This is a genomic window from Cetobacterium sp. ZOR0034, from assembly GCF_000799075.1.
Classification (GTDB): Bacteria; Fusobacteriota; Fusobacteriia; order Fusobacteriales; family Fusobacteriaceae; genus Cetobacterium_A.
The window spans coordinates 13434-39285 of the sequence record NZ_JTLI01000029.1 but is presented as its reverse complement, the minus strand read 5'-3'; the positions used below and the strand labels follow the sequence as shown (position 1 = coordinate 39285).

Here is a 25852-nt window from a genome sequence, read left to right as displayed (position 1 = left end):
ATAATTATTTAAAATTAGGAGGAGTTTATGTTTAAGGATAAAAAACTTTTATCACTTTTGGGGTTGAGTTTTATCTCATTTTTTTCAACAATTTGGGTTAGAAAAGCTGACCTTATGGAATCTAGAAACTTTATAACAGCAAGAGAGATTGTTCTTAATAATGAATGGCTTGTGACAACTCTAAATGGCCAATACCGTTTCGAAAAGCCACCTCTACCAACATGGTTAACTGCAATTGTAATGAAAATGAGTGGGAATTTTTCAGATGAATGGATTTTAAGAATTCCAGTTGCACTTTGTTCTATTTTATTGATATTTTTTATTTACCGTATGGTTCAAGAGTTATCAAAAGATGATAATCTAGCCTTTATATCTGCTTTCATAGCAAGTACAACATTTATGTTGACGAAAGTTGGATCTGAAAACGCTTGGGATGCATATCCATATATATTTATGTTTGGTTCGATAACTTATTTAATTAAAAATCTGAGAAGCGAAAAAAAAACTTATCTATTTTTAGCAGGAGTTTTTTTAGGCTCATCACTGTTGAGTAAAGGACCCGTTGCTTTGTATGGAATGTTTATTCCATTTTTAATTTCATATGGAGTAATTTTTGGTTTTAAAACATTGAAAATTAATAAGTGGAGAATAGCTGGGTATTTAGCTATAGGAATTGCATTAGCTTCTATTTGGCCAATAGCTATGCTGATAGAGAATAAAGATTTGTTTCTATCTGTTATGATGAAAGAAAAGGATACATGGTCAAGCAAGCATGTGAGAGGATTCTTTTTCTACTTAAACTATTTCCTATTTATGGGTGGCTGGATATTCTTTTCAGTAGCTACATTTTTAAGAAAGTGGTCTTTTAAAAACGAAAATAAAAATAAAATCTTTAAATTTGGATTTATTTGGACAGTTCTAACGTTTCTGTTTCTTTCAGTTGTAAAAATGAAGAAGGAAAGATATGGGTTCCCAATTTATATTGTGTCTTCAATTCCTATAGGGGTGGTTTTAAACTATTATTTGAATACAGACTGGAATATCTTGGAGAAATTTGATAAATTATTATTTAGAGTTCAAAGCTGGTTGTTATTTGTTGTAGCTATCGGTGGAATTGGACTTGTATTTTGGAAACGATTTAATATGTTTTATTTAGCAATTCCATTTTTGGTCTTACTATTTGTGCTGATTAAGTCGTATTCGAAAAATAAAAATATATTAAAACAGCGAGTTATCTATTTGACTGGATTGTCATTGATATTGGTAAATTCTAGTTTAACATGGATAATAGAAAAAGATATTAGAAGCAAAAAAAGTGTATCTATACAATCTTTAGAAACTTTACAAAAAAATAAAAAAAGTTTTGAAATATATTCCTCTGATTTCTCTATTGATGATGTTTGGAGTGTTGGGCAAAATATCTATCCACTAACGGAAAAGACAGAGTTACCTGAAGAGTTTTATATATTATCTAAAGATTCATCTTTTGAAAATAAAGATAAATACAGTATTGAGTATACAGAATCATATGCTAGATTTAGTGATAGTAATGATTTAATCTATCTTTATAAAATAATAAATAAATAGAATTATAAAAGTCAAACAAGGATATATATAATAAAGATGGTAAAAATAACATGACAAGTATTTAAGGGAGGAGTAAAGCAAAGAATAGATACATAGGGGGAAAGTTATGAGAAAAAAACTATCGATTTTATTGATACTAATTTTAAGTGTTACTAAAGCATGGGGTGCTGGAAATATATATTTTTGTGGTGGCAGTGCAGAAAAAAAGATAGCTTTAACATTTGATGATGGTCCGAATGATACATCTTTATCTAAAATTTTAAACTTATTGAAAGAGGAAGAGATAAAAGCTTCTTTCTTTTTTATAGGAAGAAATATAAAAGCTAAAAAAGAACAAGTAAAAAAAACATTTGATGATGGACATTTAGTATTAAATCATAGTTATAGTCATTTAAATTTTCAGAAGGCATCAAAAGAAGAGATAGTTAAAGAAATAGAGAAAACTAATTTATATATAAGTGATATAATAGGTTTAACCCCGACATTATATCGTCCACCCTATGGAATAAATACAGCAAATGTAAAATTAGCCGTAAAACAAATAGGGATGGATATTATTCTTTGGAATGTAGATGGGGAGGATTGGAACTCTAAAAAAACTGTAAAAGAAATTGTAGAGATACAAAAAAAACAAACGAAGAATGGAAGTATAATACTTATGCATACTCAGCCAGATAAATATACATCATATGAAGCATTAAAAGTTCTTATTCCATATTATAGAGAACAGAATTATGAGTTTGTTCGGTTAGATGAACTTTTAAGAGTCAATGCATATAAAAAATAAATAAAAAGGAGATATCTAAAGATTTAAAAGATATCTCCTTTTTATTTTTAAGTATTTATAACCAGTCATTAAATTTTTTTATAAAATATTTTTTCATTACTAGAACTATTAAGAAATACCCTAGGATTATTAAGAATAACCAGAAATAGTAGCTGCTTGCAAGAGGTACAAACCCTAATGTGGTACTTAGTTTACTATAAGGAACAAATATAGCAAACATCATAATTGTAGTTGTTAAAAGAATAACTTTTACGTTTGCATTAGACTGTATAAACGGAATTTTTCTAGTTCTTATAAGATGAATTATAAGAGTTTGAGAGATAATACTTTCAATAAACCAACCGGTGTGAAAAAGATCTTGAGTAGCAGCAGTATTGGCTTTAAAAATGCAAAACATCAATAAGAATGTTAATATATCAAACACAGAGCTAAGAGGGCCAATATAAATCATAAACTTTGCAACATTTTTAGCATTCCAATTTTTAGGAGTAATAATTTCCTCTTTATCAACATTGTCCCAAGGAATAGAAATTTGAGATATATCATATAATAAGTTTTGGAAAAGTATCTGTATTGGAAGCATTGGTAAAAATGGTAAAAATGCACTTGCTAAAACAACACTGAAAACATTTCCAAAATTAGATGAAGCTGTCATTTTTAAATATTTTATCATATTAGTATATATTTTTCGTCCAACGATAACTCCTTCTAAAAGAACGGATAGATCTTTTTCTAAAAGAATTATTTGAGCTGATTCCTTGGCAATATCCATAGCTGTGTCTACAGATATCCCTACATCACATTGTTTTAAAGCCGGAGCATCATTGATTCCATCACCCATATATCCGACTGTATTTCCCATATCTTTTAAAAGTTTTATAATTCTACTTTTATCTATCGGAGAAAGTTTGCAGAAGATATTAGTAGTTTTTAATAAATCTTTCAATTGGGTATCATTTAAAACTTCGAGTGTATTTCCATTTAAGCAACCAGTTATTATCAAATCGATATCTTTACAAATTTTTCGAGTGACAAGCTCATTATCACCAGTCAATATTTTTATATCCACACCATATTCATTTAAATTTTTTAAAACATCACTGACACCATCTTTTGCTGGATCTAAAAAACCTAACATTCCTATAAAACTCATTTCAGATTCATCTTTAATTGTAAAATTAAGTTCTCTATTTTGAGAAAGAGATTTTTTAGTAATTCCAATTACTCTCATGCCATCTTCGTTTAGTTTAGAAACAATATTTATAATTTTTTCTTTGATTTTTTGATTCATCGGCTGAGTTATATTATTTATCTCAATAAAATTTGAAACATGTAGCATCTCTTCAATAGCCCCTTTGGTAATCATAAATCGATTACTGTTATTATCCTCTAGAATAACAGACATTCGTCTACGTTCGAAATCAAAAGGTAACTCATCAACTTTTTTAAACTCATGTTTTACTCCGTAGTGTTCCTCTTCAAACTCTAAAATGGCTCTATCCATAAGATTTTTAAGTCCAGTTTGGAAATAACTATTAAGATAAGCTAGATATAAAACATAATCATCCTCATCACCATTGAAATTTATATACTTTACAACAGCAACTTTATCTTGAGTTAAAGTTCCAGTTTTGTCTGTACAAAGAATATTCATAGCACCAAAATTATGTATAGCATCAAGTTTTTTTACAATTGTTTTCTTTTTTGAAAGTTCAATGGCACCTTTTGTAAGATTACCAGTTACAATCATAGGTAACATCTCAGGTGTCAATCCTATAGCAACAGAGATACTGAAAAGAAAAGCCTCAAACCAAGAACCTTTTAAATAACCATTGATAAAGAAAACAATAGGTACCATAATAATCATAAATCTAATAAGAAGCTTAGAGATATCATCAATTCCTTTTTCAAAGCTATTTGTAGTTGAACTATTCTTCAAAGATTCACCAATGGCATTTAGATAACTATTTTTACCAGTTGCTAACACTACACCAGTAGCACTGCCACTTAAGACATTTGTTCCCATAAGTAAAATATTTGTTAAATCGGCAATTGAAGAGTCACTAGAATGCAAAATTGAATTTTTTTCTATCGGTGCGGATTCTCCTGTAAGAGCAGATTGACTAAGAAAAAGATCTTTGCTTGATATAACTCTTATGTCTGCGGGAATAATATCTCCAGCAGCAAGTTTAACAATGTCACCAGGAACGAGAAGTTTCATATTTATCTCTTCTGAAGTATTATCTCTTATAACACTTACAGTTGTTGTAATAAGGTTTTTTAGAGCTTCAGCAGTTTTTGAAGATTTATACTCTTGAACAAATTTTATAAGACTACTGACTAGAATCATTGAAAAAATAAGAACTATAGAAAACCAAGAGCGGTCATGTTTTTGAGCAAAGATTATATCTGTAAAAAATGAAACTCCAGCTAATATTGATAAAATTAAATTAAATGGATTTATAAAAGCTAAGAAAAGTTGAATATACCAAGGCTTTACTTTTTCTTTTACAATCTCATTTATTCCGATATCTTTTAATAAAGTTTCACTTTGGGTTTTAGATAAGCCACTTAATGAGGTATTCAAAGTTGAGAAAATAGTTTCAATATTGGCTTGAGAGAACAATTTCAAAATAGGACTATTATCATGTTTATTATTTTCAGAGCTGATATATTTCATAAAATCACATCCTTAAATTATGATTCATCAGTTTTATGAATTGCTTGAACTATTCCACCGCTAGTTAAAGAAACAATATCTTTTAATACAAGAGGAAATATTAGATGTCCAGCATAAGCTATGTAGACAGGTTCCCATTCTGGTTTAAATTTATCTTTAAATAGTTTTAAACCTTTAAAATTATAAAAGTGTTTTTCATGATTAAAAATAAAATGCTCTACACTTTTATATGGAGTTAAAATATGTTTATCTATTCCTGAAAGAGGAACAATTCCTAAACTAAAAGCCGCATAGTTATTTTCTTTAGCATAAAGAATGAGAGAAACAAAAAAGAATTCCATAACTCCGTTTTCAAGATTTCCTCTATGTCTCATAAGATCAAGAGTTAAACACTCCTTATTAGGTGTTCCAAAAAGAGTGGTAAAAGCAATAATTTCACCATTTTTTTCAACGATAGCTATATCAAAATTTTTGATATACTCTTCATTAAAATGTCCAATAGAAAATTTTTTTTCAGATGCATTTTTCCTTTTTAACCATTCTTTTGAGATGTTTGAAAGAGTTTCTAAAACATGAGAATTATTATGTTTTGTTATAACTTTGAAGATATAGTTATCTTTAGCTAAGTGATTATATGAATATCTAAGTTTTCTCATATCAGAGCCTTCAAGACTAAAATTTTTAAGAATTATTTTCCCGCGTTCACCTATTTTTGAGATAATCATATTATTCTTTAAATAATTTCCAATATAAGAATGATCAACTTCGTAAAAAATACATTTTTTCTCTCTTTTTTTACAAAATTCTTTAAATTCTTTAATAGCTTTTTCAAAGAATTCCTCATAACCTATAGGATCTCCCATAGCAATGTAGGAGCTACCTTTTTCACCATACATAATAAAACAACAATTTTCAGAGTTTTCAGGATAAAAGAAGAACTTTTTATCATTCAAAAGAGCTAGAAAGCCATTTTCATTTTTAGATACAGATAGACAATATTGAATTTTTTGAATGTCATTTTCGGTTATTTTTTGATTTGTTGAATTCAGATTTTTATTTGAAAAATATAGTAGTTTGTTTAACCATTTCATAAGAATTCCCCCTTTAATATTAATTAATCATTTAGAAATTATATACCAAAAAAAATGAAAATTCTTTTTAAAATTGTTATTAATATAACAAAAAATATGAAAAATAAAAATAAATAAAAGTACATAAAAAAACATTAAAAAATATTTGATAAAAAAATTCAATTTTTTTGAAAAAAAGTTTTAGTAATTTTATTTTTTATGAAAATTCCTTATATATATTATTTTGATAGATAAAAATAAATTTAATAAATGTAATTTTAAATATATAAAAATAAAAAATGAAGATAGAAAGACAAGGAACGGACATTTTTATTCCGTAAAATTGAGCAAGAAAATAGGAATAAAAAAGAACATGGAGGGGAATGAATGAAAAGATTAATAATACTTCTATTTTGTCTAATTTTTTTAGGATGTAATAAAGATGGCAAGAAAGATATGCAAGTAAAATTAGAAACTTCTGTAGAGAATAGAATTCAAGAAAAAATAGACTCACAGTTAGAAAGTTTATCTATTAATTTAAAAAAAGTATATCTAAATAACGATAAATTAAGTTATCAATTTATGGGAAATGAAAATGGAACAGTAAAAACATTTATAACTGGAAAAGAATTAGTAATTCCAATTTTATACGAAAGTATTAATAATGAGTTGATATTAAGTATTGCAATTTTAATTAATTTAGAAACAAAATCTAAAGAAGTATTTATAGATAATCTTAGAATAGATTACAAACAATTTAAAGAATTAATAATGAACGCAACAGATTGGATTTATAAAACTGATCAGTTTTCGAGTAAATATTTGTTAGAAAAATCCTTCGAAAAAAAAATTGAAGTAAAATTTCCACAAAAAAATGAGGTGAGAGTTTTTGATTCATTTATGGTTTTTGATGGTGAAAGAAATCTTAGAAATTTGATTTTAAGAGAAAAAGAAGCGACAGAATATCAAACTGTTATTTCTTTTAAAAGAAATAAGGTTATATATTTAGTTGATAAAATTAAAGATGAATATATATCAGGGTCAATAGCTGAAAATTATAACATAATGATATCTAATATAGATGAGTTAAACGAAGCTTATTTAAAACTAGATTTATTATTAAAAAATAAACAAAATGAGGGAGGAAAGTTATGAAAAGAATAGTTTTATTATTTGTTTTAATTGTATCTACAGTTTTTGGAGAAGTGAAAACACATTTAGGGAGTACGAAACTAATTAAAGATGAAAGTGGAAATGTACAAAAAGTTGCAGCTGAAAATGCATCTCCAGGTGATATTTTAGAGTACACCTTCAGTATAGATAATCAGGAAGAGGAGATTATAAAAAATCTTAGTCCTACGATTCCTGTACCTACAGGAACATCTTTGGTTCCAGAAACAGCAACACCAGATAACTATTTAGTTAGTATAAATGGAAGGGATTATTATCCATATCCAATCAAAGTTGATGGAGAGCCAGTTGAACTATCTAGTTATTTAGGTGTTGGATGGAATATTGATGAACTTAAGCCAGGAGAGAAGTTAGAATTACAAATGCAGGTTAAGTTAAATGGAGGTGAGTAGATAAATTTATGGATTTGTTTTTATTAATAAATTTTAAGAGCTTTTAAAAGAGGAGATGACGTATGAAAGAAAAAAGCAATAATAAATTTAAATCACTTTTAGCGACAACCTCAGTTTTAGGAATGATATCATATGCTTCTGCAATGGGTGCAGTAAGTTCAATACCGTTTGCTAATGCTGATATAGGAAACCAAGCTACATTAACATACCAAACACTTGGTGGAGTAGATAAGCTAGTTCAATCGAATATTGTTATCACAACAATTAATCAAACATATGCATTAAATTTAGAACCCAATAGAACAACTACTATAACAAAAGGTCAGAATGCAATATTTAATCATACATTAACAAACTTAGGTAACGGACCTGATAGTTTCCTAATTACTAACAGTTATTTAGCTGGAAGAGGAGTAAAAATCTATTTAGATGTTAATAATAATGGAATAATTGATGGAAATGAAACTGAAATTCCATTAGTTGATGGAAAGCGTACTATTAGTGGTGTAGGAGCATTTGAAACTAGAAGTATCTTAGTTGTAGTTCCAACGAGTGTTACTGATACTGGTCCATCAGTAACAGGAAACATTACTGCAGCGAGTATAGGAGACTCAAGTAAAACTAAACTTGTAACTGAAACAATTAACTTTACAGCAAATGCAAACGTAGGAGTTTATAAAGCTTTGAGTTCTGCTTCAGGAGCGTCTGATGTAGCGAGAGAAGTAACAGTTTACTTAAAGGTATATAATGATTCTTTAACAGCTGGATCAGCATTTGCTCTAAAAGATGAATTAAATACAAAGTTTGAGTACTTAGAAAATAGTGCAACATGGCAAGACTTTAATTCCAATACTGTAGTTCCTTTGACAGATACATTTAGTGCAGAAGGAATAACATATAGTGTTGTTACAAATGCTAATAATAAAAAAGAGATTAATTTTGGGTTAGATACTGTAGTTCCTTTTTCAATCGAATCGACAGGTGGATTATTATCATTCAAAGTTAGAGTAAAGCAAAATGAAAATATAGGAACAATTCCAAATAAAGCAAGCTTTGAATTTAATGATACAGTAGAAACAATTACAAAAGATTCTAATACTGTAAATTATACAGTACTAAAATATGTAAAAGCAGAGTTTACAGGAGAGACAGTAACAAATGCTCAAGCGGGTCAAGAGATTAGATTCGTAAACGTATTTAAAAATACAGCAAATGCACCAGAAATATATAACTTAGCAGTAGCTGATAAATTCTTCCCTGTTGGAACAACATTTAGAATGATGTTACAATCACCTGGGCAAAATGAAAAACCTGTTTTAGACAACAATGGTGATGGAATAATAGATACAGGAATAGTAGGAATAAACGAAGTAATTAATGTAGTTTTATATGCACAATTACCTCAAAATATAGCAAATCCACAACCTAATTATACTGTTAAAAAAATTGCGACAAGTACATTCACACCTGCGTATAATGTAAATGCAATAGATACATTAAATACAATTACAGCAGCTACAGTGGATTTAACAAATATTGATAGTTTATCTACAAATGCAAACGCTCCAGGAAAAGGATTGGGACCTGAAGCATCTCCTGTTACACAAAAGTCATTAAACCCAGGAGAAACTACAAACTTTGTTTTACATGTAAATAATACAAGTTCATACATAACAGATACATTTAAATTAGAGGTAAGTACTAAGCCTGATTTCTCAAATTTAGTTATGCCTACAGGTGTATCAGTTAAATTTAAGATAAGTGGTGGAGTTGAATCAACGGTAACGTCAGCAATACTGCCTAATACTAGCCAAAGAGTTGACGCGGAAGTATCTGTAGCACTGAATACAGTTGCTCAAACAGTTCCTCTATACTTTAGAGTAACATCGTTAACGACAGGTGCAAGAGATACTAAATATGATGCTATGACCATAAATGCAATTAGAAATGTTTCAATAACTCCAAATAATACATCATCAACTTATGCTGGTGGAACAGTTATTTATACACATACTGTAAAAAATAATGGTAATGTAAAAGAAGGGGATGGAAGTTCAAGTAATATCTTCTTAGTATTATCAGAAACAAAATCTTGGGCAGCTTCAGATATATTCTTAGATACTAATGGAAATGGAGTTTTCGATTTAGGAGTAGATACACCATTTGGAGATTTTGCAACAATTAATGGATTAAATCCAGGTCAAGAAGTTAAAATCTTTACAAGAGTTGTTGCATCGATTGGTGCTCCAGCAGGAGATAACAATATAACAACAATAACACCAAATGTAAGCCAAGGAACATATTCAGTTCCAGCAACAGTGACAGTGGCAACAGACACAACAACAATCTTAGCTGAAGATTTAACAATAATAAAAGGACAAAAATTATCACCAACAGAAAATTATACAACAAGTCCACAAAGATCAAATCCAGGAGGAACAATATACTATAAGATTGAAATAAAAAATAATGGAGCAATAGATGCTACAAATGTAAAAATAAAAGATACGGTGCCATTCTATACAACTCAATACCATAAAACAGGTGTATCAAGTCCAGGAGAAGGAACAGATTATGTTGCATCTTACATAGTTATTGATTCAAATGGTACGGCAGGAGCTTTTAAAGTAGCTGAAACACAACCAGGTTTAGGAAAGAGAGGAGATATAGTAGCGAATGTAGGAACATTAAAACCTAAAGAAAGAGCTATACTTTATTTCCAAGTTAAGATAGATGAGGTTCCAACATCGTTACCATCGGGAGACGCATAAAATAAGTTATATAGTTAAAATTAACTTATTTTAAAAATATAAAATTAAAAGGAGGGTCAATATGAAAAAAATGAAGTATTTCTCATTTTTAGTGACTCTCCTTTTTTTTAATATTAGCTTATATTCAAATGTAATAGTAAATACAGGATATTTATTAGGAGAAAATATTCAAAAATCTAGTAATAAAGTTAGAGTAGATGTATTAAATCGAATTATAAAATTTAAAACTCATAGTAGTAATATATCCGAACAGAATTTAAGTGCTGAAAACAAAATATCAGTAGTGGGAGAGTTGGATTTAACAAACTTTAACACTTCATTTTTTTATTTTAAGCTAAATATTTATAGTCGATTTTATCCATATAAATCTAAATTTTATTTACAAGAAGATGGAACAGAAGAATTTATAGAAATACCTAAAGAAAGTGATATTTTATTAAAAACAAAACTGATAGAAATAATGGGGGGAAAAAAATATAAAATAGTTGTTTATGGAACTGATATAAAAAATGCCGTGAATTTAGATGAGGGATATTTTTCTTTGGAGGCCTTTCATAATGGGAGTAGTTTGGGTGAAGTTAAAAATAAATTATTTATTGATTACTCTATACAAGTAGCTCCTTCTGGTGAGAATGAATCAGTTCAACAGTTATCAGTAGATGGTATATTGACAGCTAATTTAAAAATTAATTTTAAGAATCTTCTAAAAGAAAAAATTCGTCTAAAAATAAAACTAAGTAATGATATATTAGTCAATGAGGTTATTGGCAAAATAGGTGATTTAGAAGTTAAATTTTATTTGAATGAAAAAGATGGAACTTTTTATTCTGATGAAATAGAGGTTGATGGAGAAATATTAACAGATATTTTTCTAAATGGAGCAAAAGCTGTTAATAATTCAAAGATTGGAGAGTTTAGAGTATCGGTTTTAATTGGAGATATTGATTGTGGGGGTATAACTAATACGGTTATTTTAGAGTCAAAAAATAAAATTTTATTAGAGAAAAAAGTAAAACAAAAGTCGGCTAGAGTTGGAGATTTAATAAAATATACATTAGATGTTAAAATAAGTGATGATGAAAGTTTTAAAAGTTTTATTTTTAGAGATTTTTTACCAAGAGGATTTGACTTAATAGAAGAAAGTATAAAAGTTAGTAAAGGAACGATTAATAATTTAAAAAAAGAAAAAGGTAATACTTTTTCTTTTGAAATTAAATTTTTAGAAAAATATTTTGAAGAAACATTATTGACAATAGAATATATGGTTAAAGTTGGAGTAACTTCAAAACATGGAAAAAATATTAATAGAGCAGTTATTTATGGGAATAATAATGTAAATCCAACAAGCGAATCTAATTTAGCTTCTGTTGGTGTAAATATAGATACAGAAAATTTTTCTGAAAAAGGTATTATTTTAGGCTTGATTTATTTAGATTTAGATTTAGATAATAAATATGACAGTAAAAAGGATAAAGTTATTCCAGGAGTTAAAATTTTTTTAGAAAATGGTGATTTTGCTATAACTGATGAAAATGGGAAATATAGCATATTTGGAGAAGATGCGACAACACATATAGCCAAAATAGATAGAAAGAGTTTAATAAAAGGAATTAAAGGAGTTAAATTGACTTCGAAGCATAGTGAAAATGGTGAGTCTCAATTTGTGGATTTAAAAAAATCACAATTGTATACTGCTAACTTTGCTTTTCAATTAGAAAAAGATATTGATAGTGAAAATATTTTAAAAAAAATAGAAACAAGAAAAAAATTTATTGATGAAAATACAAAAAAAGAGCACATATACAATGTAGAGAGTAAAGAATTAAGTTTTAAAGGTACATCAACAGTCACAGAAAAAAAAGAGATTGGAGAAAAAGGAACAATAAATAGTTTTGCAGCAATTGAATTTAAAAATAAGCCTATTTTACCTGATGATGAGACTTCAGATGAAGATAAAAAAGTTGTTGTTGAAGATCTAAGAGGAAAGTTTAATATATTAACAGCTGAACAATTAACAAATGATATAGAAAAACTAGATAATGCATTAGATATAATGAATATCTCAAATGGAGATGTCGTTTTAGAAAGTATGACATTTCAAATAAAAGCACCATCTGGAGGAATAGTTAATCTTTATGTAAATAACAAAGAAGTTGATATAAATCATATAGGATTACGGGCTAGTTCAGCTTTAAATTCACTTTTTTTCTTAGAGTATTCATCAGTAAAATTAGAAAAAGGAAAAAATACGATAAAAGCTAGCTTTTTAGATCCATTTGGAATAGAAAGAGCGAGTGTTCAAAAAGAAGTTTTAGTAAGAGGAGAATTATCGAAAATAAAATTTGAAAAATTACCAAAAAATGAAAATGAAGACGATATTGAAAAATTTATAGTTAAAGGAACTGATGAAAATGGTTTAGATATTCCATATTCTTTAAATACAACAATATTAGAATCTGGAGGTGGGGAATGGGTTACAGCAGATCGTAACTCAGCAATAAGAGGATTGCAAATCGTTATTCCGCCTAACTCTGAAAGTGAAATATATTTTAGACCAGATCCAGGAAAGAAAAAAATTAAATTTAATGTAACACTAGAAACTGTAGAAAAAGAGTTTGAATTTGAAGTTTTCGGAAAAACAGAAGAATTATTTGTGAATGGACTTATTGAAGGAAGAATAAATTTAAAAGGTGGAGCAGCTGAAAATTATTTCTTTGAGAAAAAAATAAATAACTTATATAAGGATAAAATAAATTACAGAGGAGCTGTTTTTGCTCAAGGGCATGTAAAAGATGAGTACTATTTAACAATGACATATGATAGTGCTAAAGAAGATGAAAAATTCTTTGCATATGAAAATCCAGACGAGTATTATCCAATATATGGTGATAATTCAATAAAAGGATATATAGGTGAATCAAAAGAGGATCTTTATATAAAAATAGAAAAGCAAGATTCATATGTAATGTATGGAGATTATAAAACTTCAAATATGTTTGATGATAGATTAAGATTAAATGAATATTCAAGAACATTAACAGGAGCTTCGTCGAGTATAAAAGAAGGAAATTTTCAAATAAATACGTTTATAGCAAAAACAAGTAGTCAAAAAGTTATTGAAGAGATTCAAGGAAAGGGGCTATCAGGACCATATAATCTTTCAAATAGAAATATATTAGAAGGTAGTGAAGAAGTTAATTTAATCATATACAGTAAGAAAAACGGGACTGTTTTATCAGAAACATCTCTAAGCCGAGGTCAAAGTTATACAATAGATTATGATTTGGGAAGAATATATTTTTCAGAACCTATAATGGGATATGATTCTGATTTTAATCCATTGTTTATTAAAATAAATTATGAAGTTTCAGAGGATGACGGAGATAAATACTTTGTTTATGGAGTAAATGCAGAGTATGATATAACAAGTAAAATAAAAATAGGGACTTCGTACATAAATGATGAAAATACAAGTTCTAAATATGAAATGAACGGTATTTATATGGTGTTTGAAAATGAAAAAAATAGATTTACTGTTGAAGCTGCTCAAACTAAAGATTTTGAAAATAAAATAGGAACAGCAGCTTCAATTCATCACAAATATAAAAATGAAAATTTGGAAGTAAAAACTATTTATGAAAAAGCAGATAAAGATTATTCTAATTCAGATAGTAAAGCATCTTCAGGTGTAGAGAAATTAGAAACTAATCTTGAATATAAGCTTAAAAATGAAAGTATACTAAAGCTTGAAATAAATTCTGTAAAAGATGAAAATAGTAGTGGAGCTTATGAAAAAAATGAGATTTACTACGGGATTCAGTTACCTAAAAAAGGAGAATTTACTTATGAAATTGGAGGAAAATATTACTACAAAAAAGACAGTATGGAAGTCTTAGAAACCAATACAGTGGGTGGAAAAGTCATATGGGAGCCAGAAGATTACGAAAGATTTAGAGGTTTTTTAGAATACGAGCAAGATATATCATTAACTGAGAATCGAAGAATTGCTTCAGGATTTGATTATACATTTGATGAAACAACCGGATTTTATTTACGTCAAGAGATTATGTCTAATTTGGGAGAACATTACTATCTTGATCCAGAAGATGAAAGTAATAGAACACTTCTTGGGATTCGAAGCAGTAAATATTTTAATAGTGAAATTTTTTCTGAGTATAGAGAAAAAAATAGTGATAATAAAATACTTCCAGAAGTAGGATATGGCTTCAAAAGAAATTATGAATTAAATGAAAATCTTACAATTTATGGAACTTTTGAAAGAATAGATCCTGTTTCTAAAAAAATTGAAGATGAAAACGAAAGAAAATCATCTACATCTTTAACAGTTGGTTATGATTATGAAATGGATTCATTAACTAGAATTAAAGGGGATTTAGAATTTGAATTTGGTTCAAAAAATTCTTTTTTAAACAAATTTGGTTACGGTAGAAAAATTAATAAAAGTCTATATTTTATTGGTAAGAATAGATATTATACAGAGGGAGAAAATAAAGAAGAAAATAGGTTATTATTAGGTTTAGCCTATAGAGACGATTCAACTGGAGAATACAGTTCATTGAATAAATATGAAATGAATTATTCAAGTAATATAATTGATGATAATTACAAACAGTTAACACATATTCTTAGAAGTTCTCACAGCTATAAAATTAATGAAAATTTTGATACAACTATGACTTTAGGAGCTAAAAATATTAGAAGTAATTATGAAAACATAGCTACAAACTATAGTGCATACTTAGTTGCAGGAACTTTAAATTATAGTATTTTTGAAAATTGGACAGCTGGAATTAATTTGGCAACTTTATTTGATAGTGAAAAAAATATAGATTATGGTTTAGGATTCGAACTAGGTTATATATTTAAAAGTAATTTATGGTTATCTTTAGGATATAATTTTGTTGGTTTTAGGGATAAAGATTTTGATCCAAATGGAGAATTAGCTCAAGGATTGTTTCTAAGATTTAGAATGAATATAGGAGATATGTTTGATAGATTTAAAGAAAATGGAAAGAAAGAACCTCCAGAGAAAGTAGAGATAGTAGATGTGTATAATTTACCTAAAGAAAAATAATAAAGGTTATTTATTTTATGAAAATGTGATATACTATTAATCTGAGAAAATGTTATGGAGGAATTTCCAATGAATGAGATATTAGTAAAAATTTCAAAAAAATATATGATGGCTTTAGAAAAACAAAGTCCTGAGGATAAAGAGAGTAATATAATATACGGAAAGATATTAAATATATTAGAGAAAAATCCTGAATTAAATCTTTTTGGTCTTTTAGAAGAGTTAAACAAAGGAAAGAAGTTTTATGAGAAGAACAAAGTCAGAAATCGTAGAGATAGATTAACAAATCTAGATATTATGATAAAAAATGCAAATACAATTGTAGATAATCTTTTAGAAGAAGATGAAGAGAGTCTAAGAAGAATAGAGAGAAGCTTAAATAGAAGTGATATTTATAGAGATAGAATGGCTATGAATATTTTATTAGCAGAGTTTCCATCACACGAATTACACGAGGTTTATTATACAATAAAAAATGATCAATGTAAGAAGTTTTTATTAGAAGTTGTAAGCGAAATAAGAGCTGAAAGATAAAAATAAGACATCCTTTGTAATAGTAATTATACTGTTATGAAGGATGTCTTTTATTGTGAATTTGATTATGACAATTAATTATAATGAGCTTTTAAAGTGAAATTCCCTGAATATATTCCCGGAGCTTGGTCACGACTTACATCAGTCGAAGCAGCAATATTCAGAATCTGTTTTCCTGAGTCAGATAATTCAATAACATCATTTCCAGGAGTAATCCATTCACCAGGTTTATTTATTTGAGTACAATTAAATAAAATTGTGAAAGTATTATTCCCATTTTTTAAAGGAACTCTAAAACTATCTCCTTCAGATTTTACACCTTCAAAAGTTATTCTAACTTTCGAATTAGATTCTCCTTGAAGCGAGAAACTAGAAAAAGCTTGATTGAAAGTTCCAGGTAAAATATCGCCGAACTCTAGATCTTTATCAGCTTTTACTGTTAGCGGTTTTAAAACCTTAGCATTAATCTGCATTATTGCTTGATTAGACTGTCCTTCATTTGATAAAAGATTTAGAGACACCACCCCAAATAAAGTGCTTAACATTAAAATTTTTCTCATTAATTCCCTCCTAATAAAAACAAAAAAACCAACTACACTATAAAGTGTAGCTGGCTGTCATTTAAAAGACCCTGTAGCTTTGCGTCATAAGGTTTCCCTTATTTTGCCAAAATATAAAGACTGTATTAAAATAATATAACAAAAAATAAAAAAAGTCAAATACTTTTATTGTATATTTTAAAATGTAGATTAATTGCAAGGAAAGTTGTTTATTTTACAGTAAATAAAAATATGGAATTAATGGTGTAAATTCTTTAAATATAAGGAGATGAGTAGGATGGTTATTGCATTTGTAGGTGGGATTGTTTTAGGGTTTTTATTTTTTTATAGTCTAGATTTTGGAGTAAATGAAAGTAAAAGATTTAAAAATCCGTCATTATTTATATTTATCACATCTCTAGTGAGAATTATTATTCTTTTAGGGGGTTTTTATTTCTTGGCACAAAACAATGGTTATAACTTTTTTGCAGCATTAATCGGAGCTTTAGTGTCTAGAATATATATTGTATATTTTTATAAGAATAAAAGAAAATAGATATTTAAATATCAACATAATATATATATAGCTCACGGAGTATTCTTTTTTTATAGAATGATTGAAAAAAATACAATGTAATGATAATATACCTCTGTAATGGTTCGAAAGATTAAAAGGGAATTGAGTGAAAAGCTTAAACGGTCCCGCCACTGTAAAGAGGATGAAAATAGATTAATCCACTGAATTTTTATTTTAAAATTTGGGAAGGAATATGAGTAAAGTGAATCTGAGTCAGGAGACCTGCCATTATAATCTGCGAGGACGGAGAAGAGTTTAAGCTCTTCTCTCAAATTTAAAATTATATTTGGGAGGTTATTTTTATGAAAAAATTATTATTATCACTATTTTGTTTGTCATCAGCATTAATTCTAGCTCATGGTGAAGATGCTTTTGAGGACTCAAATTTTTATACAGGGGGAAAAAGTGCTATAATTATGACACATTTTGGAACTACACATAAAGACACGAGAGCTAAAACAATCGATAGAATCAATCAAAAAGCAATTAAGGCTTTTGAAGGAAAAGCTGATGTTTTTGAGGCTTATACTTCGAGAATTGTTGCTAAAAGAGTAGAGGCTAACGAGGGAATAAAGAAGTATAATCCGAGTGAAGTTTTGACTTCATTAAAAAAACAAGGGTATAAAAATGTTATTATACAACCAACAAATATAATAGATGGTGTGGAAATGGAGTCAATAAAAAGAGAGGTTTTACTTCATTCAAAAGATTTTAATAATTTGAGAATAGGGGATGCACTTCTAACAGATCCACATCATTATGAAGACGCAATAAAGGCGATAATGAAAATAGCAGCACCTCTAGGGAAAAGAGAAGGAGTAGTTTTAGTAGGACATGGAACATATAATTCTGCTACTTCAGCTTATGCAATGTTTGACTATATGGCAAAAGATATGAATGAACCAATTTATGTGGGAACAGTTGAAGGATATCCAACTTTTGAAACTGTTGTGAGACAATTGAAAAAAGCTGGAAAGAAAGAAGTTGTCTTAATGCCTATGATGTTTGTAGCTGGAGATCATGCAAAAAATGATATAGCTGGAGATTGGAAAGAAAACTTAGAGAAAGAGGGATTCAAAGTAAAAGTAAAATTAACTCCTTTAGGAGAGATTCCTGAAATTCAAGATATGTTTGTAGGGAATGCAAAATTTTTAGAAAAGCATAGAAGTATTGATATTATAGAAAAAAAAGCTGGATATGCAAAAAGTAAAGATATTTAGTATTAAAATTAACAAATTTTGTATATAATGTAGATGAGGTGATTTTATGAAAATTAAAAATATCGATTCAAACTTAAATATTCATGAGATTTATTTAGCCGGAGGATGTTTTTGGGGAGTAGAGGCCTATATGAAAAAAATATCTGGAGTGATAGATGTTGTTTCAGGTTATGCTAATGGTTCTACAGAAAATCCAAGCTATGAAGATGTTATATACAGACATACAGGTCATGCCGAAACAGTAAAAGTGATTTATGATAGAAATATTATAGATTTACCTCTACTTTTGAAATATTATTTTAGAATTATTGATCCAACTAGTTTAAACAAACAGGGTAATGATAGAGGAACACAGTATCGAACAGGGATTTATTATACTGATTTAAATGATAAATCAATAATTGATAAGGAGATATTAATTCTACAGCAAAGTTATTCTGAAAAAATTCAAATTGAGATAAAAGTTTTGGAAAATTTTTATTTGGCAGAAGAATATCATCAAAATTATTTAAAGAAAAATCCAAATGGTTATTGTCATATTGATTTAGAAAATTTTGAATCTATTTTAGTTGATAAAAAATAAAAAGATAAAACCCCGTTTTAGTTTTTAACTATACGGGGTTTATTTTTTTAAGTTATTCAGCTCTTAAAGCATCTATAGGATTAAGTTGTGAAGCCTTTTTAGCTGGTGTGACTCCGAAGATAACTCCTATGAATGTTGAAACTCCGAGTGCTAATGATATTGAAAATATCGAAAATACTGGAGGGATATTTACAAAGTATCCAATTATAAGAGCTAACGAAACTCCAATAACTACACCTACAACTCCACCGATTCCTGTTAAAATAACAGACTCCATTAAAAATTGAATTAGTATATCTTTGTTTGTAGCACCAATTGCTTTTCTTATTCCGATCTCCTTTGTTCTTTCAATAACACTAACTAACATTATATTCATAACTCCGATTCCACCAACAAAAAGTGAGATACCAGCAACAAAAGTTATAAATAGATTTAAAGTACTTAGAATTTTATCAAATGAAGCAGCAGCATTACTCATAGTTTCAACTTGATATAGTCCTTTAACTCCGCTAATATCCTCTAAAACTTTATTAGCAGCACTCATATCAGTAGCTAACTCTTCAGGGTTTTTAGATTCTACAATTATAGAGTTATATCCTCCTGTAGATAGATTATAAACTTTATCATACGTGTTAAGTGGGGTTCTCATAAATCTAGGGATTCTTTGTCCACCCATAACTTTCACAAGTTCTTCTAATGGATTTTTAAAAACTCCAACAATTTTATAAGTGATAGGGCTATTTTTTCTTCCAATAGCAAAAGACATCTCATTTCCAACAGCATTTTCTGAACTACCAAAAAGACTTTTAGCGGTAAGATTATCTATCACTAAGATTTTCTCACCTTTTTCATATTCAAATGGAAGAAAAGCTCTACCGTAAAGATATTCAGCTTTGTCAATTTTCTCATAGTCTGGAGTAGTTGCAGTGAGCTGTATCATCTCACGTCTACGCCCCACTTCAATAAAAACTCTAGTACTTATATTTGCACTTACATTTTTAAAAAGATTAGTTGATTTTAAACTTTCTATTATCTCTGGTTCTAAAAGATATTTCCATCTAAACTCTTCATCATCTTTATCAACTGAGATTGTAAATTTTCCATATCCGCCCTCTTTTAAATCTCCAGTTATATTTTGTTGTCCACCTTTTCCAATAGCAGACATTGTTATAACAGAAGAGATTCCGATTATAATTCCGAGCATAGTTAAAAATGATCTGACTTTATTGCCTCTTAAATTCTGTATAGCACCTTTTAAACTTTCTAAAAAATTCATACATTTCTCACATCCTCGATAACCTGACCATCTTTGAATCTGATAACTCTTTTACAAGCTTTACCTACCTCAGGTTCATGTGTAACTATAATTATAGTTTTCCCTTGTTCGTTCAACTCTTTAAAAAGTTGCATAATCTCTTTCTCAGATGTACTATCTAGGTTTCCAGTGGGCTCGTCAGCTAAGATTATAGAAGGCTCATTTACAAGAGCACGAGCTATGGCTACTCTTTGCCTTTGTCCTCCCGAAAGTTCATTAGGTTTGTGATCTAATCTATCCCCTAATCCTACTTTTTCGAGTACAGCCTTGGCTTTTTGAGCTCTTTCTTTGTGATGAACACCAGAATATACCAATGGAAGCTCAACATTTTCTAAAGCTGATAACTTTGAAAGTAGATTGAATGATTGGAATACAAAGCCAATTTTTTTATTTCTAATTTTAGAAAGCTCTTCATCTTTTAGTTTTGAAACTTCAATTGCATCTAGAATATATTCGCCCTCGAAAGTGTGATCAAGACATCCTAAAATATTCATCATAGTTGATTTTCCACTTCCACTACTTCCCATAATAGCAACAAACTCACCTTTTTCGATAGAGAATGTTATATCTTTTAGAGCATGAAGTTTCATCTCACCGTTTATATAGTATTTATCTAAGTTTTTAATTTTTATCATTGAGGTTTCTTACCTTTCCCTCTTGGAGATTCACTTGAAATCTCAGAGATTTTTATAGTTACTTTTTCATCAGAAGTTAAAGATTCTCTTGGATTTGTTAAGAATATCTCACCTGTACTTAATCCCTTAGTGATGATAACATTATCTCCTTTCAAATCTTTAAACTCAACAACTCTTTTTTGAATTTTTCCAGCTTCATCAGAAGTATAGATATAATATTGGTTGTTATCAAAAAGTAAAGAAGTTGAAGGAATTATTATTCCAGGTTCATCCTCACCTAAGAAAATTCTAGCTGAAACTTTGAAACCAGGCACAATATGTGGAATCTCCTCTGTTGGTCTAACCTCTACTTGTAAAACATTTTCAGAAGTTGTTTTAGAAACTTGAGAAACTCTTGAAATTTTTGTGATAACTCCTGGATATGATATTTTTTTTTCGAAAACTTCTGGTTTTATAACTAATTTTTGATCTAACTTAATCTCTTTAACTTCGTATTCAGGAACCTCTAAAATTATTTTAATATCCGAAAGGTCTGCAAGTTCTAAAAGAGGCTCATCTGTATTAACAGAGTAGTTCTCTTGAGCATAAAGTGTTGTAACAGTTCCACTAACAGGACTTTCTATTTTTTCAGCAGTTTTTTCTAAATCCTCTTTGTAGTAATCTATACTGATTTCAGATGTTCTTATCTGCTCAGCAAGTTCTTTAACAGAGTTGTTAGAGCTCCCGCCTATTTTATTTAACTCTTTTTCAACAGAATAATTTCTTTTTAATTTAGAAAGATTTATCTCCTCTTTTTCCAAGTTTCTTTTTATATTGTTTCTTTCTGTTTCATCAAACGTCATTAAAAGTTGCCCTTTTTCAACAAAGTCTCCCTCTTGTATAAGAACATTTTTAACTTTTAATTTTTTATCTACGAAAACTTTTTTAGTATCGTTTGCCTCAACACTTCCATCGACATCAATAAAGCCACTTCCTTTACTAAGAACAGCTCTTTGAGCATTGTATGTGATTTCAGATGAAGTGTTTTGAGTTTTAGTTCCACATGCAGTAAGACCTAAAGTCATCGTTAAAATTATCGGTATTAAATATTGTTTTTTCATTAAATCTCACTCCTTACTATAATTTGATATATATATGCATTTAAAGAGTTTTTAGCTTTCTCTTTTGAAACTTGGAGCTCAAGATAGGTATCAAAAGCTTCCATAACTTCTGTGTAACTAACTTTTCCAAGCGAATTTTCCAATTTTTTTATATCATATTTACTTTTTTCTAAATTAGCACGATTTTCTAAAACAAGATAATCCTTTTGTAAAGTAAAATAGCTATCTTGAACTTTATATCTTTCAGCCATAGCTTCATTAACTTTTTGATTGTAAGTAACTTCTTGTTGCATCAGAGAGCTTTCTTCATTGTATAAATTAATATCTTTGTAGAAGATATCTTTTGAAAACTTTAAGAAAACTCGATTCTCATCATTTTCATTATTTCTTTCAATACCAACAGAAACTTCAGGCATCTTATTATCATATTTCATATATTTTATATTCTCTTTTGTAATATTTTTTTCTAGTTGTAATTTTTGAATATCTTTTTCTCCAACATTTGTAATATATCTATCCAAATCACTTACAGATGGAGATATATCAAGAAGAGATACACCCGCAAGTTTAAGGTTATAATCATAGTAAAATCTTTCTAGGATTTTATCAAGAATACTTTCAATCTTTTGAATTTCTAACTTGATATTATTATAACTAACTAAAAGACTATCTAAATCAATTTTTGGAATAGCTCCTAACTGATAAGATTTCTCGAGAATAGTTTTCTCTTTTTCTAAAGTTAAAAGAGCGTTTTGTTTAAGCTTTAATTCAAATTGATTATCTTTATACTCTTTATAAAGAGATATAAGGTTTAATTTTTGAGTTTCTAGCCCTTGTTTTAGCTCCAGAGTTGTAAGATCTCTTGTTATTTTAAGTTTATTTAGCTCACTATCATTTTTAGAAAGAATCAAATCTTTAAGGCTTCTTTGAACTCCATATGTAACCTTGTTGTCCTCATCTTTTTGCTTTTCACCTTGAACATAAAAATCTCCATATGTAACTGTACTTTGGAAAGTGTACCTTTTTTCTTCATCCTTATACTCTGTACTACCATCAACAGCAACTCCATTATATCTTCCAGTTTTATAAAAATCCTCTTTGAAGTCATTTTGACTATTTTTTAGATTGTATAATTGATTTTGATAAGATGTTATATTGATTTCACTCAATAGATTATCTAAAGTTACCTCTTTTGAGTAAAGAAGTTTACTTAAAAGTAGGGTTATTAGTATATATTTTTTCATTTATTCTCCTTTCGTTATTCGTTTAGAAATACTTTGAAAATAACTGCTTCATCGGTTTCATCGTAATAAAGTTTATAGTTTAAAGAAAGATTTTTTAATATCTCTGAAACAACGGACAAACCTAGTCCAGTTCCTCCATATTTTCTAACTTTTTTATCATTTTTTTTAGAAAATGGTTTGAAATACTCTTCTATATTCTCATTATTCAATGGATGACTACTATTTTTTATAGTTATGGCTTCATTATCTAAAATTATATTGATATTTTTTTTCTCATTTACATATGCTAAAGAGTTTATAATTAGATTATTTAAACATCTATCTAAAAGTTTTTTGTCACTTTCTATAGTTATCTCTTCTAAATTTAATTCTAGATTGATATTATTAAGTTTAAAATCCATAGAGTAACGTTTTAAAATATTTTCTAAAGTTTCTTTTAAGTTAATATTTTCTTTTTTTATTGGAATATATCCTGATTCCATTTTACAATAGAAAAGTAACTCTTGAATAAGAGCATTCATATTAGAAGCTTCTTGATTTATATTTTTACATATATCTGGAATCTCTTCATCTTCGATAATCCCATCTAAAATAGCTCCGCTATAACCATCTATTATAGCAACAGGTGTTTTTAATTCATGAGTGACATTAGATATAAAGTTTTTTCTAAAAAGTTCAGATTTTTTTTGTTTTTCTAACTCCTCTTTCAATTGTGCATTTAATTCTAAAAGTTCAGATTCTATAGGTTGTCCCATTTTTATAGAGAAAATATAGGCTATATACAAGTTGATTGGAATACTTAAAAGTATTATATAGATAAAAAACTTCAAAGTTGATTTTATAACGTCACTTATTGGAGCAACAGAGGTTGCTACAACTAGCATATACTCCTCATCAAGTTTTTTAGCTAAAACAATTCTTCGAATATTATCTCGACCAGTTTGAACATCAATAACAGTTTTTCCTGATTTTAAATCTTCCCATAGATAGTTTTCTATAAATTTCATAGAATGAATTTTTGAATTTTTTTTATCTTTTGTGAACGAAATCTCTCTTATGAATATACCATTTTGTTCTGAAAGCTCTGAAAGTTCCTCAAAATTTTTACGAGTATATTGTTCACTAAGGGTTGTAAGTTCTCGTTTTTTTAATCTGATTTGATAGTTTTCAAGAAAAAGATAGTTTATAAGAACATAAATAGCTATGAATCCATACGTAAGTGCATTAAGAAATAGAAATATTTTTAAAGATATTCTTCTCATTCCTCAACCTCCTGAAACTTATATCCAATCCCACGAATGGTTTTGATATATCCTTCACCAATTTTTTTTCTTAAAATTTTTATCTGTGTATCAACAACTCTTTCATCTACTTCAAAATCCATAGGCCAAATATTGTTTAATATTTTTTCTCTTGTTAGAACTAGATCTTTATTCAAAATAAAATACATCAAAAGAGCAAATCCTTTATTCCCAAGATTAAGTTCCTCTCCATTTTTAATAACTTTGTAATTTTCTTTATCAATTTCTAACTCTCCAATTTTTTCAAGAGTTGTCAATCGATTTCTTTTGATAAGTGAATTGATACGAGCCATTAAAATTTTTGGTTTAAAAGGTTTTCCAATGTAATCTTCAACACCAAGTTCAAGACCTTTAATTTCATCCTCTTCTTCAGTTCGAGCAGTGAGCATTATAATAGGAGTATTAGATATTTTTTTTATCTCTCTACACACTTCCCACCCTTGAATACCAGGTAACATTACATCTAATAAAACTAAAGCATAGTTACTGCTATAAAATTTTTCTAGCCCAATCTCCCCAGTTGAAGCTTCAATAACTTCATAACCATCCTTTTCAAGATATCTTTTTAATATATCTCTTAAAAAATCTTCATCTTCTATAATTAAAATTTTTTCCATAAATAATCTCCTATATTAAAGTTATCATATCAATACATTTTAACTTAATTTATAAATATAATCTATACTATTTCAAATTTGTGTATTTTTTGTGTATAAGTAAAAAAATATAAAGCTGTACTTTTTCGTTTATTTAAGATACAATAAAGTATTGAATGTTTTATGGTTTTATAGGTTTTACAGGGTTTGCAATAAATTTTTATGGGAGCATTTATGAGTTATGTAAAAAAACAGGAACTAAAAAAACAGTTTAAAGTAGAAATATTTAAGGGTGTTCAAATAATTGACAATGAATCGTATGATATTATTGATTCAAGAAAATTTTTTCCAACTTCTGAAGATGCATTAAAATATGCATTGAGCATAAAGGATAGATTAGAGGGTGATTCGGTTATCAGATTTTTTAAAAAAAATGAAGAAAACTGGGAACTTGCAGAGATAATTACAAAAGATTAAAAATAAAAAAGTAACCTGTAAATTATGGTTACTTTTTTTATTTTTAAATTTAAATTTGACAATTGTGAAAAAATATGACATAATTATTTAAAAATTAAGAAGGAGGACAAAATGAAAAATATAATAGTTAAAAAATTAAAATTTAATAATGTACTCCT

At 28.0% G+C, this 25852-nt stretch carries 19 protein-coding genes, 1 pseudogene and 2 riboswitches; of the genes and pseudogenes, 11 read left to right on the top strand and 9 right to left on the bottom strand.

The window, feature by feature from the left end:
* Positions 1-27 precede the first annotated feature (27 nt).
* Positions 28-1587 (top strand): glycosyltransferase family 39 protein, encoded by a 1560-nt coding sequence (locus L992_RS06835; protein ID WP_047395233.1) that lies wholly within the window; start codon positions 28-30, stop codon positions 1585-1587.
* 106 nt (positions 1588-1693) lie between these two features.
* A complete protein-coding gene (locus L992_RS06830) occupies positions 1694-2374 on the top strand; it encodes a polysaccharide deacetylase family protein (RefSeq protein WP_052193931.1) in 681 nt (226 codons plus the stop codon).
* A 55-nt stretch (positions 2375-2429) separates the two neighbouring features.
* On the opposite strand, the gene mgtA is transcribed toward L992_RS06830, so the two are convergent.
* Both mgtA and L992_RS06820 read right to left on the bottom strand, forming a co-directional pair.
* Complete coding sequence (mgtA, locus tag L992_RS06825) at positions 2430-5054, bottom strand: magnesium-translocating P-type ATPase (protein WP_047395231.1); 2625 nt, start codon at positions 5052-5054, stop codon at positions 2430-2432.
* A gap of 17 nt (positions 5055-5071) precedes the next feature.
* On the bottom strand, positions 5072-6145 hold the full coding sequence (locus L992_RS06820; protein WP_047382700.1) for a phosphatidylglycerol lysyltransferase domain-containing protein: 1074 nt from the start codon (positions 6143-6145) through the stop codon (positions 5072-5074).
* Positions 6146-6511: 366 nt separating this feature from the next.
* Between L992_RS06820 and L992_RS06815 the strand changes: the two genes are divergently transcribed.
* The 5 genes from L992_RS06815 (at position 6512) to L992_RS06795 (ending at position 16107) form a co-directional block, all read left to right on the top strand.
* The gene (locus tag L992_RS06815) at positions 6512-7279 is read left to right on the top strand and encodes a hypothetical protein (RefSeq protein ID WP_047395228.1); all 768 of its coding nucleotides are present in this window, start codon (positions 6512-6514) and stop codon (positions 7277-7279) included.
* A complete protein-coding gene (locus tag L992_RS06810) occupies positions 7276-7707 on the top strand; it encodes a hypothetical protein (protein ID WP_047395226.1) in 432 nt (143 codons plus the stop codon). The genes L992_RS06815 and L992_RS06810 overlap by 4 nt, the downstream gene beginning before the upstream one ends.
* Before the next feature lie 62 nt (positions 7708-7769).
* A complete protein-coding gene (locus L992_RS06805) occupies positions 7770-10478 on the top strand; it encodes a DUF11 domain-containing protein (protein ID WP_047395224.1) in 2709 nt (902 codons plus the stop codon).
* 61 nt (positions 10479-10539) lie between these two features.
* On the top strand, positions 10540-15573 hold the full coding sequence (locus tag L992_RS06800; RefSeq protein WP_047395221.1) for a hypothetical protein: 5034 nt from the start codon (positions 10540-10542) through the stop codon (positions 15571-15573).
* 69 nt (positions 15574-15642) lie between these two features.
* Complete coding sequence (locus L992_RS06795) at positions 15643-16107, top strand: hypothetical protein (RefSeq protein WP_047382710.1); 465 nt, start codon at positions 15643-15645, stop codon at positions 16105-16107.
* Between the two features lie 74 nt (positions 16108-16181).
* Here L992_RS06795 and L992_RS06790 read toward each other — a convergent pair whose 3' ends face one another.
* Entirely contained in the window at positions 16182-16667 is a 486-nt protein-coding gene (locus L992_RS06790) for a DUF4402 domain-containing protein (RefSeq protein ID WP_047395219.1), read from the bottom strand.
* Between the two features lie 42 nt (positions 16668-16709).
* Positions 16710-16785: riboswitch (cyclic di-GMP riboswitch) on the bottom strand.
* Between the two features lie 159 nt (positions 16786-16944).
* Here L992_RS06790 and L992_RS06785 point away from each other — a divergent pair.
* The 3 genes and pseudogenes from L992_RS06785 to msrA form a co-directional block, all read left to right on the top strand.
* Entirely contained in the window at positions 16945-17202 is a 258-nt protein-coding gene (locus tag L992_RS06785; protein ID WP_047382713.1) for an ATP synthase subunit I, read from the top strand.
* Positions 17203-17285: 83 nt separating this feature from the next.
* Positions 17286-17468, top strand: a riboswitch (cobalamin riboswitch).
* A gap of 57 nt (positions 17469-17525) precedes the next feature.
* Positions 17526-18443 (top strand): sirohydrochlorin cobaltochelatase, encoded by a 918-nt coding sequence (locus L992_RS06780; protein WP_047395216.1) that lies wholly within the window; start codon positions 17526-17528, stop codon positions 18441-18443.
* Positions 18444-18519: 76 nt separating this feature from the next.
* Positions 18520-19023, top strand: a pseudogene (msrA, locus tag L992_RS06775) (peptide-methionine (S)-S-oxide reductase MsrA); the annotation flags it as partial.
* A 55-nt stretch (positions 19024-19078) separates the two neighbouring features.
* Here msrA and L992_RS06770 read toward each other — a convergent pair.
* Genes L992_RS06770 through L992_RS06745 form a run of 6 tightly spaced genes read right to left on the bottom strand, consistent with a single transcriptional unit; the run spans position 19079 to position 25238 of the window.
* A complete protein-coding gene (locus L992_RS06770) occupies positions 19079-20302 on the bottom strand; it encodes an ABC transporter permease (RefSeq protein ID WP_047382717.1) in 1224 nt (407 codons plus the stop codon).
* Complete coding sequence (locus L992_RS06765) at positions 20299-20976, bottom strand: ABC transporter ATP-binding protein (protein WP_047382719.1); 678 nt, start codon at positions 20974-20976, stop codon at positions 20299-20301. Before L992_RS06765 ends, L992_RS06770 begins: the two co-directional genes overlap by 4 nt.
* Complete coding sequence (locus L992_RS06760) at positions 20973-22076, bottom strand: efflux RND transporter periplasmic adaptor subunit (RefSeq protein ID WP_081982741.1); 1104 nt, start codon at positions 22074-22076, stop codon at positions 20973-20975. The genes L992_RS06765 and L992_RS06760 overlap by 4 nt, the downstream gene beginning before the upstream one ends.
* Positions 22076-23320 carry a TolC family protein gene (locus L992_RS06755; RefSeq protein ID WP_047395214.1) on the bottom strand — a complete coding sequence of 415 codons (1245 nt, stop codon included), beginning with the start codon at positions 23318-23320 and terminating at the stop codon, positions 22076-22078. Before L992_RS06755 ends, L992_RS06760 begins: the two co-directional genes overlap by 1 nt.
* Positions 23321-23334: 14 nt before the next feature.
* A complete protein-coding gene (locus L992_RS06750) occupies positions 23335-24582 on the bottom strand; it encodes a sensor histidine kinase KdpD (protein WP_047395211.1) in 1248 nt (415 codons plus the stop codon).
* Positions 24579-25238, bottom strand: coding sequence for a response regulator transcription factor (locus L992_RS06745; protein ID WP_047395208.1), 660 nt, complete (start codon positions 25236-25238; stop codon positions 24579-24581). Before L992_RS06745 ends, L992_RS06750 begins: the two co-directional genes overlap by 4 nt.
* A 201-nt stretch (positions 25239-25439) precedes the next feature.
* Between L992_RS06745 and L992_RS06740 the strand changes: the two genes are divergently transcribed.
* Positions 25440-25694, top strand: coding sequence for a hypothetical protein (locus tag L992_RS06740; protein WP_197053390.1), 255 nt, complete (start codon positions 25440-25442; stop codon positions 25692-25694).
* The last annotated feature ends 158 nt before the right edge of the window (positions 25695-25852 follow it).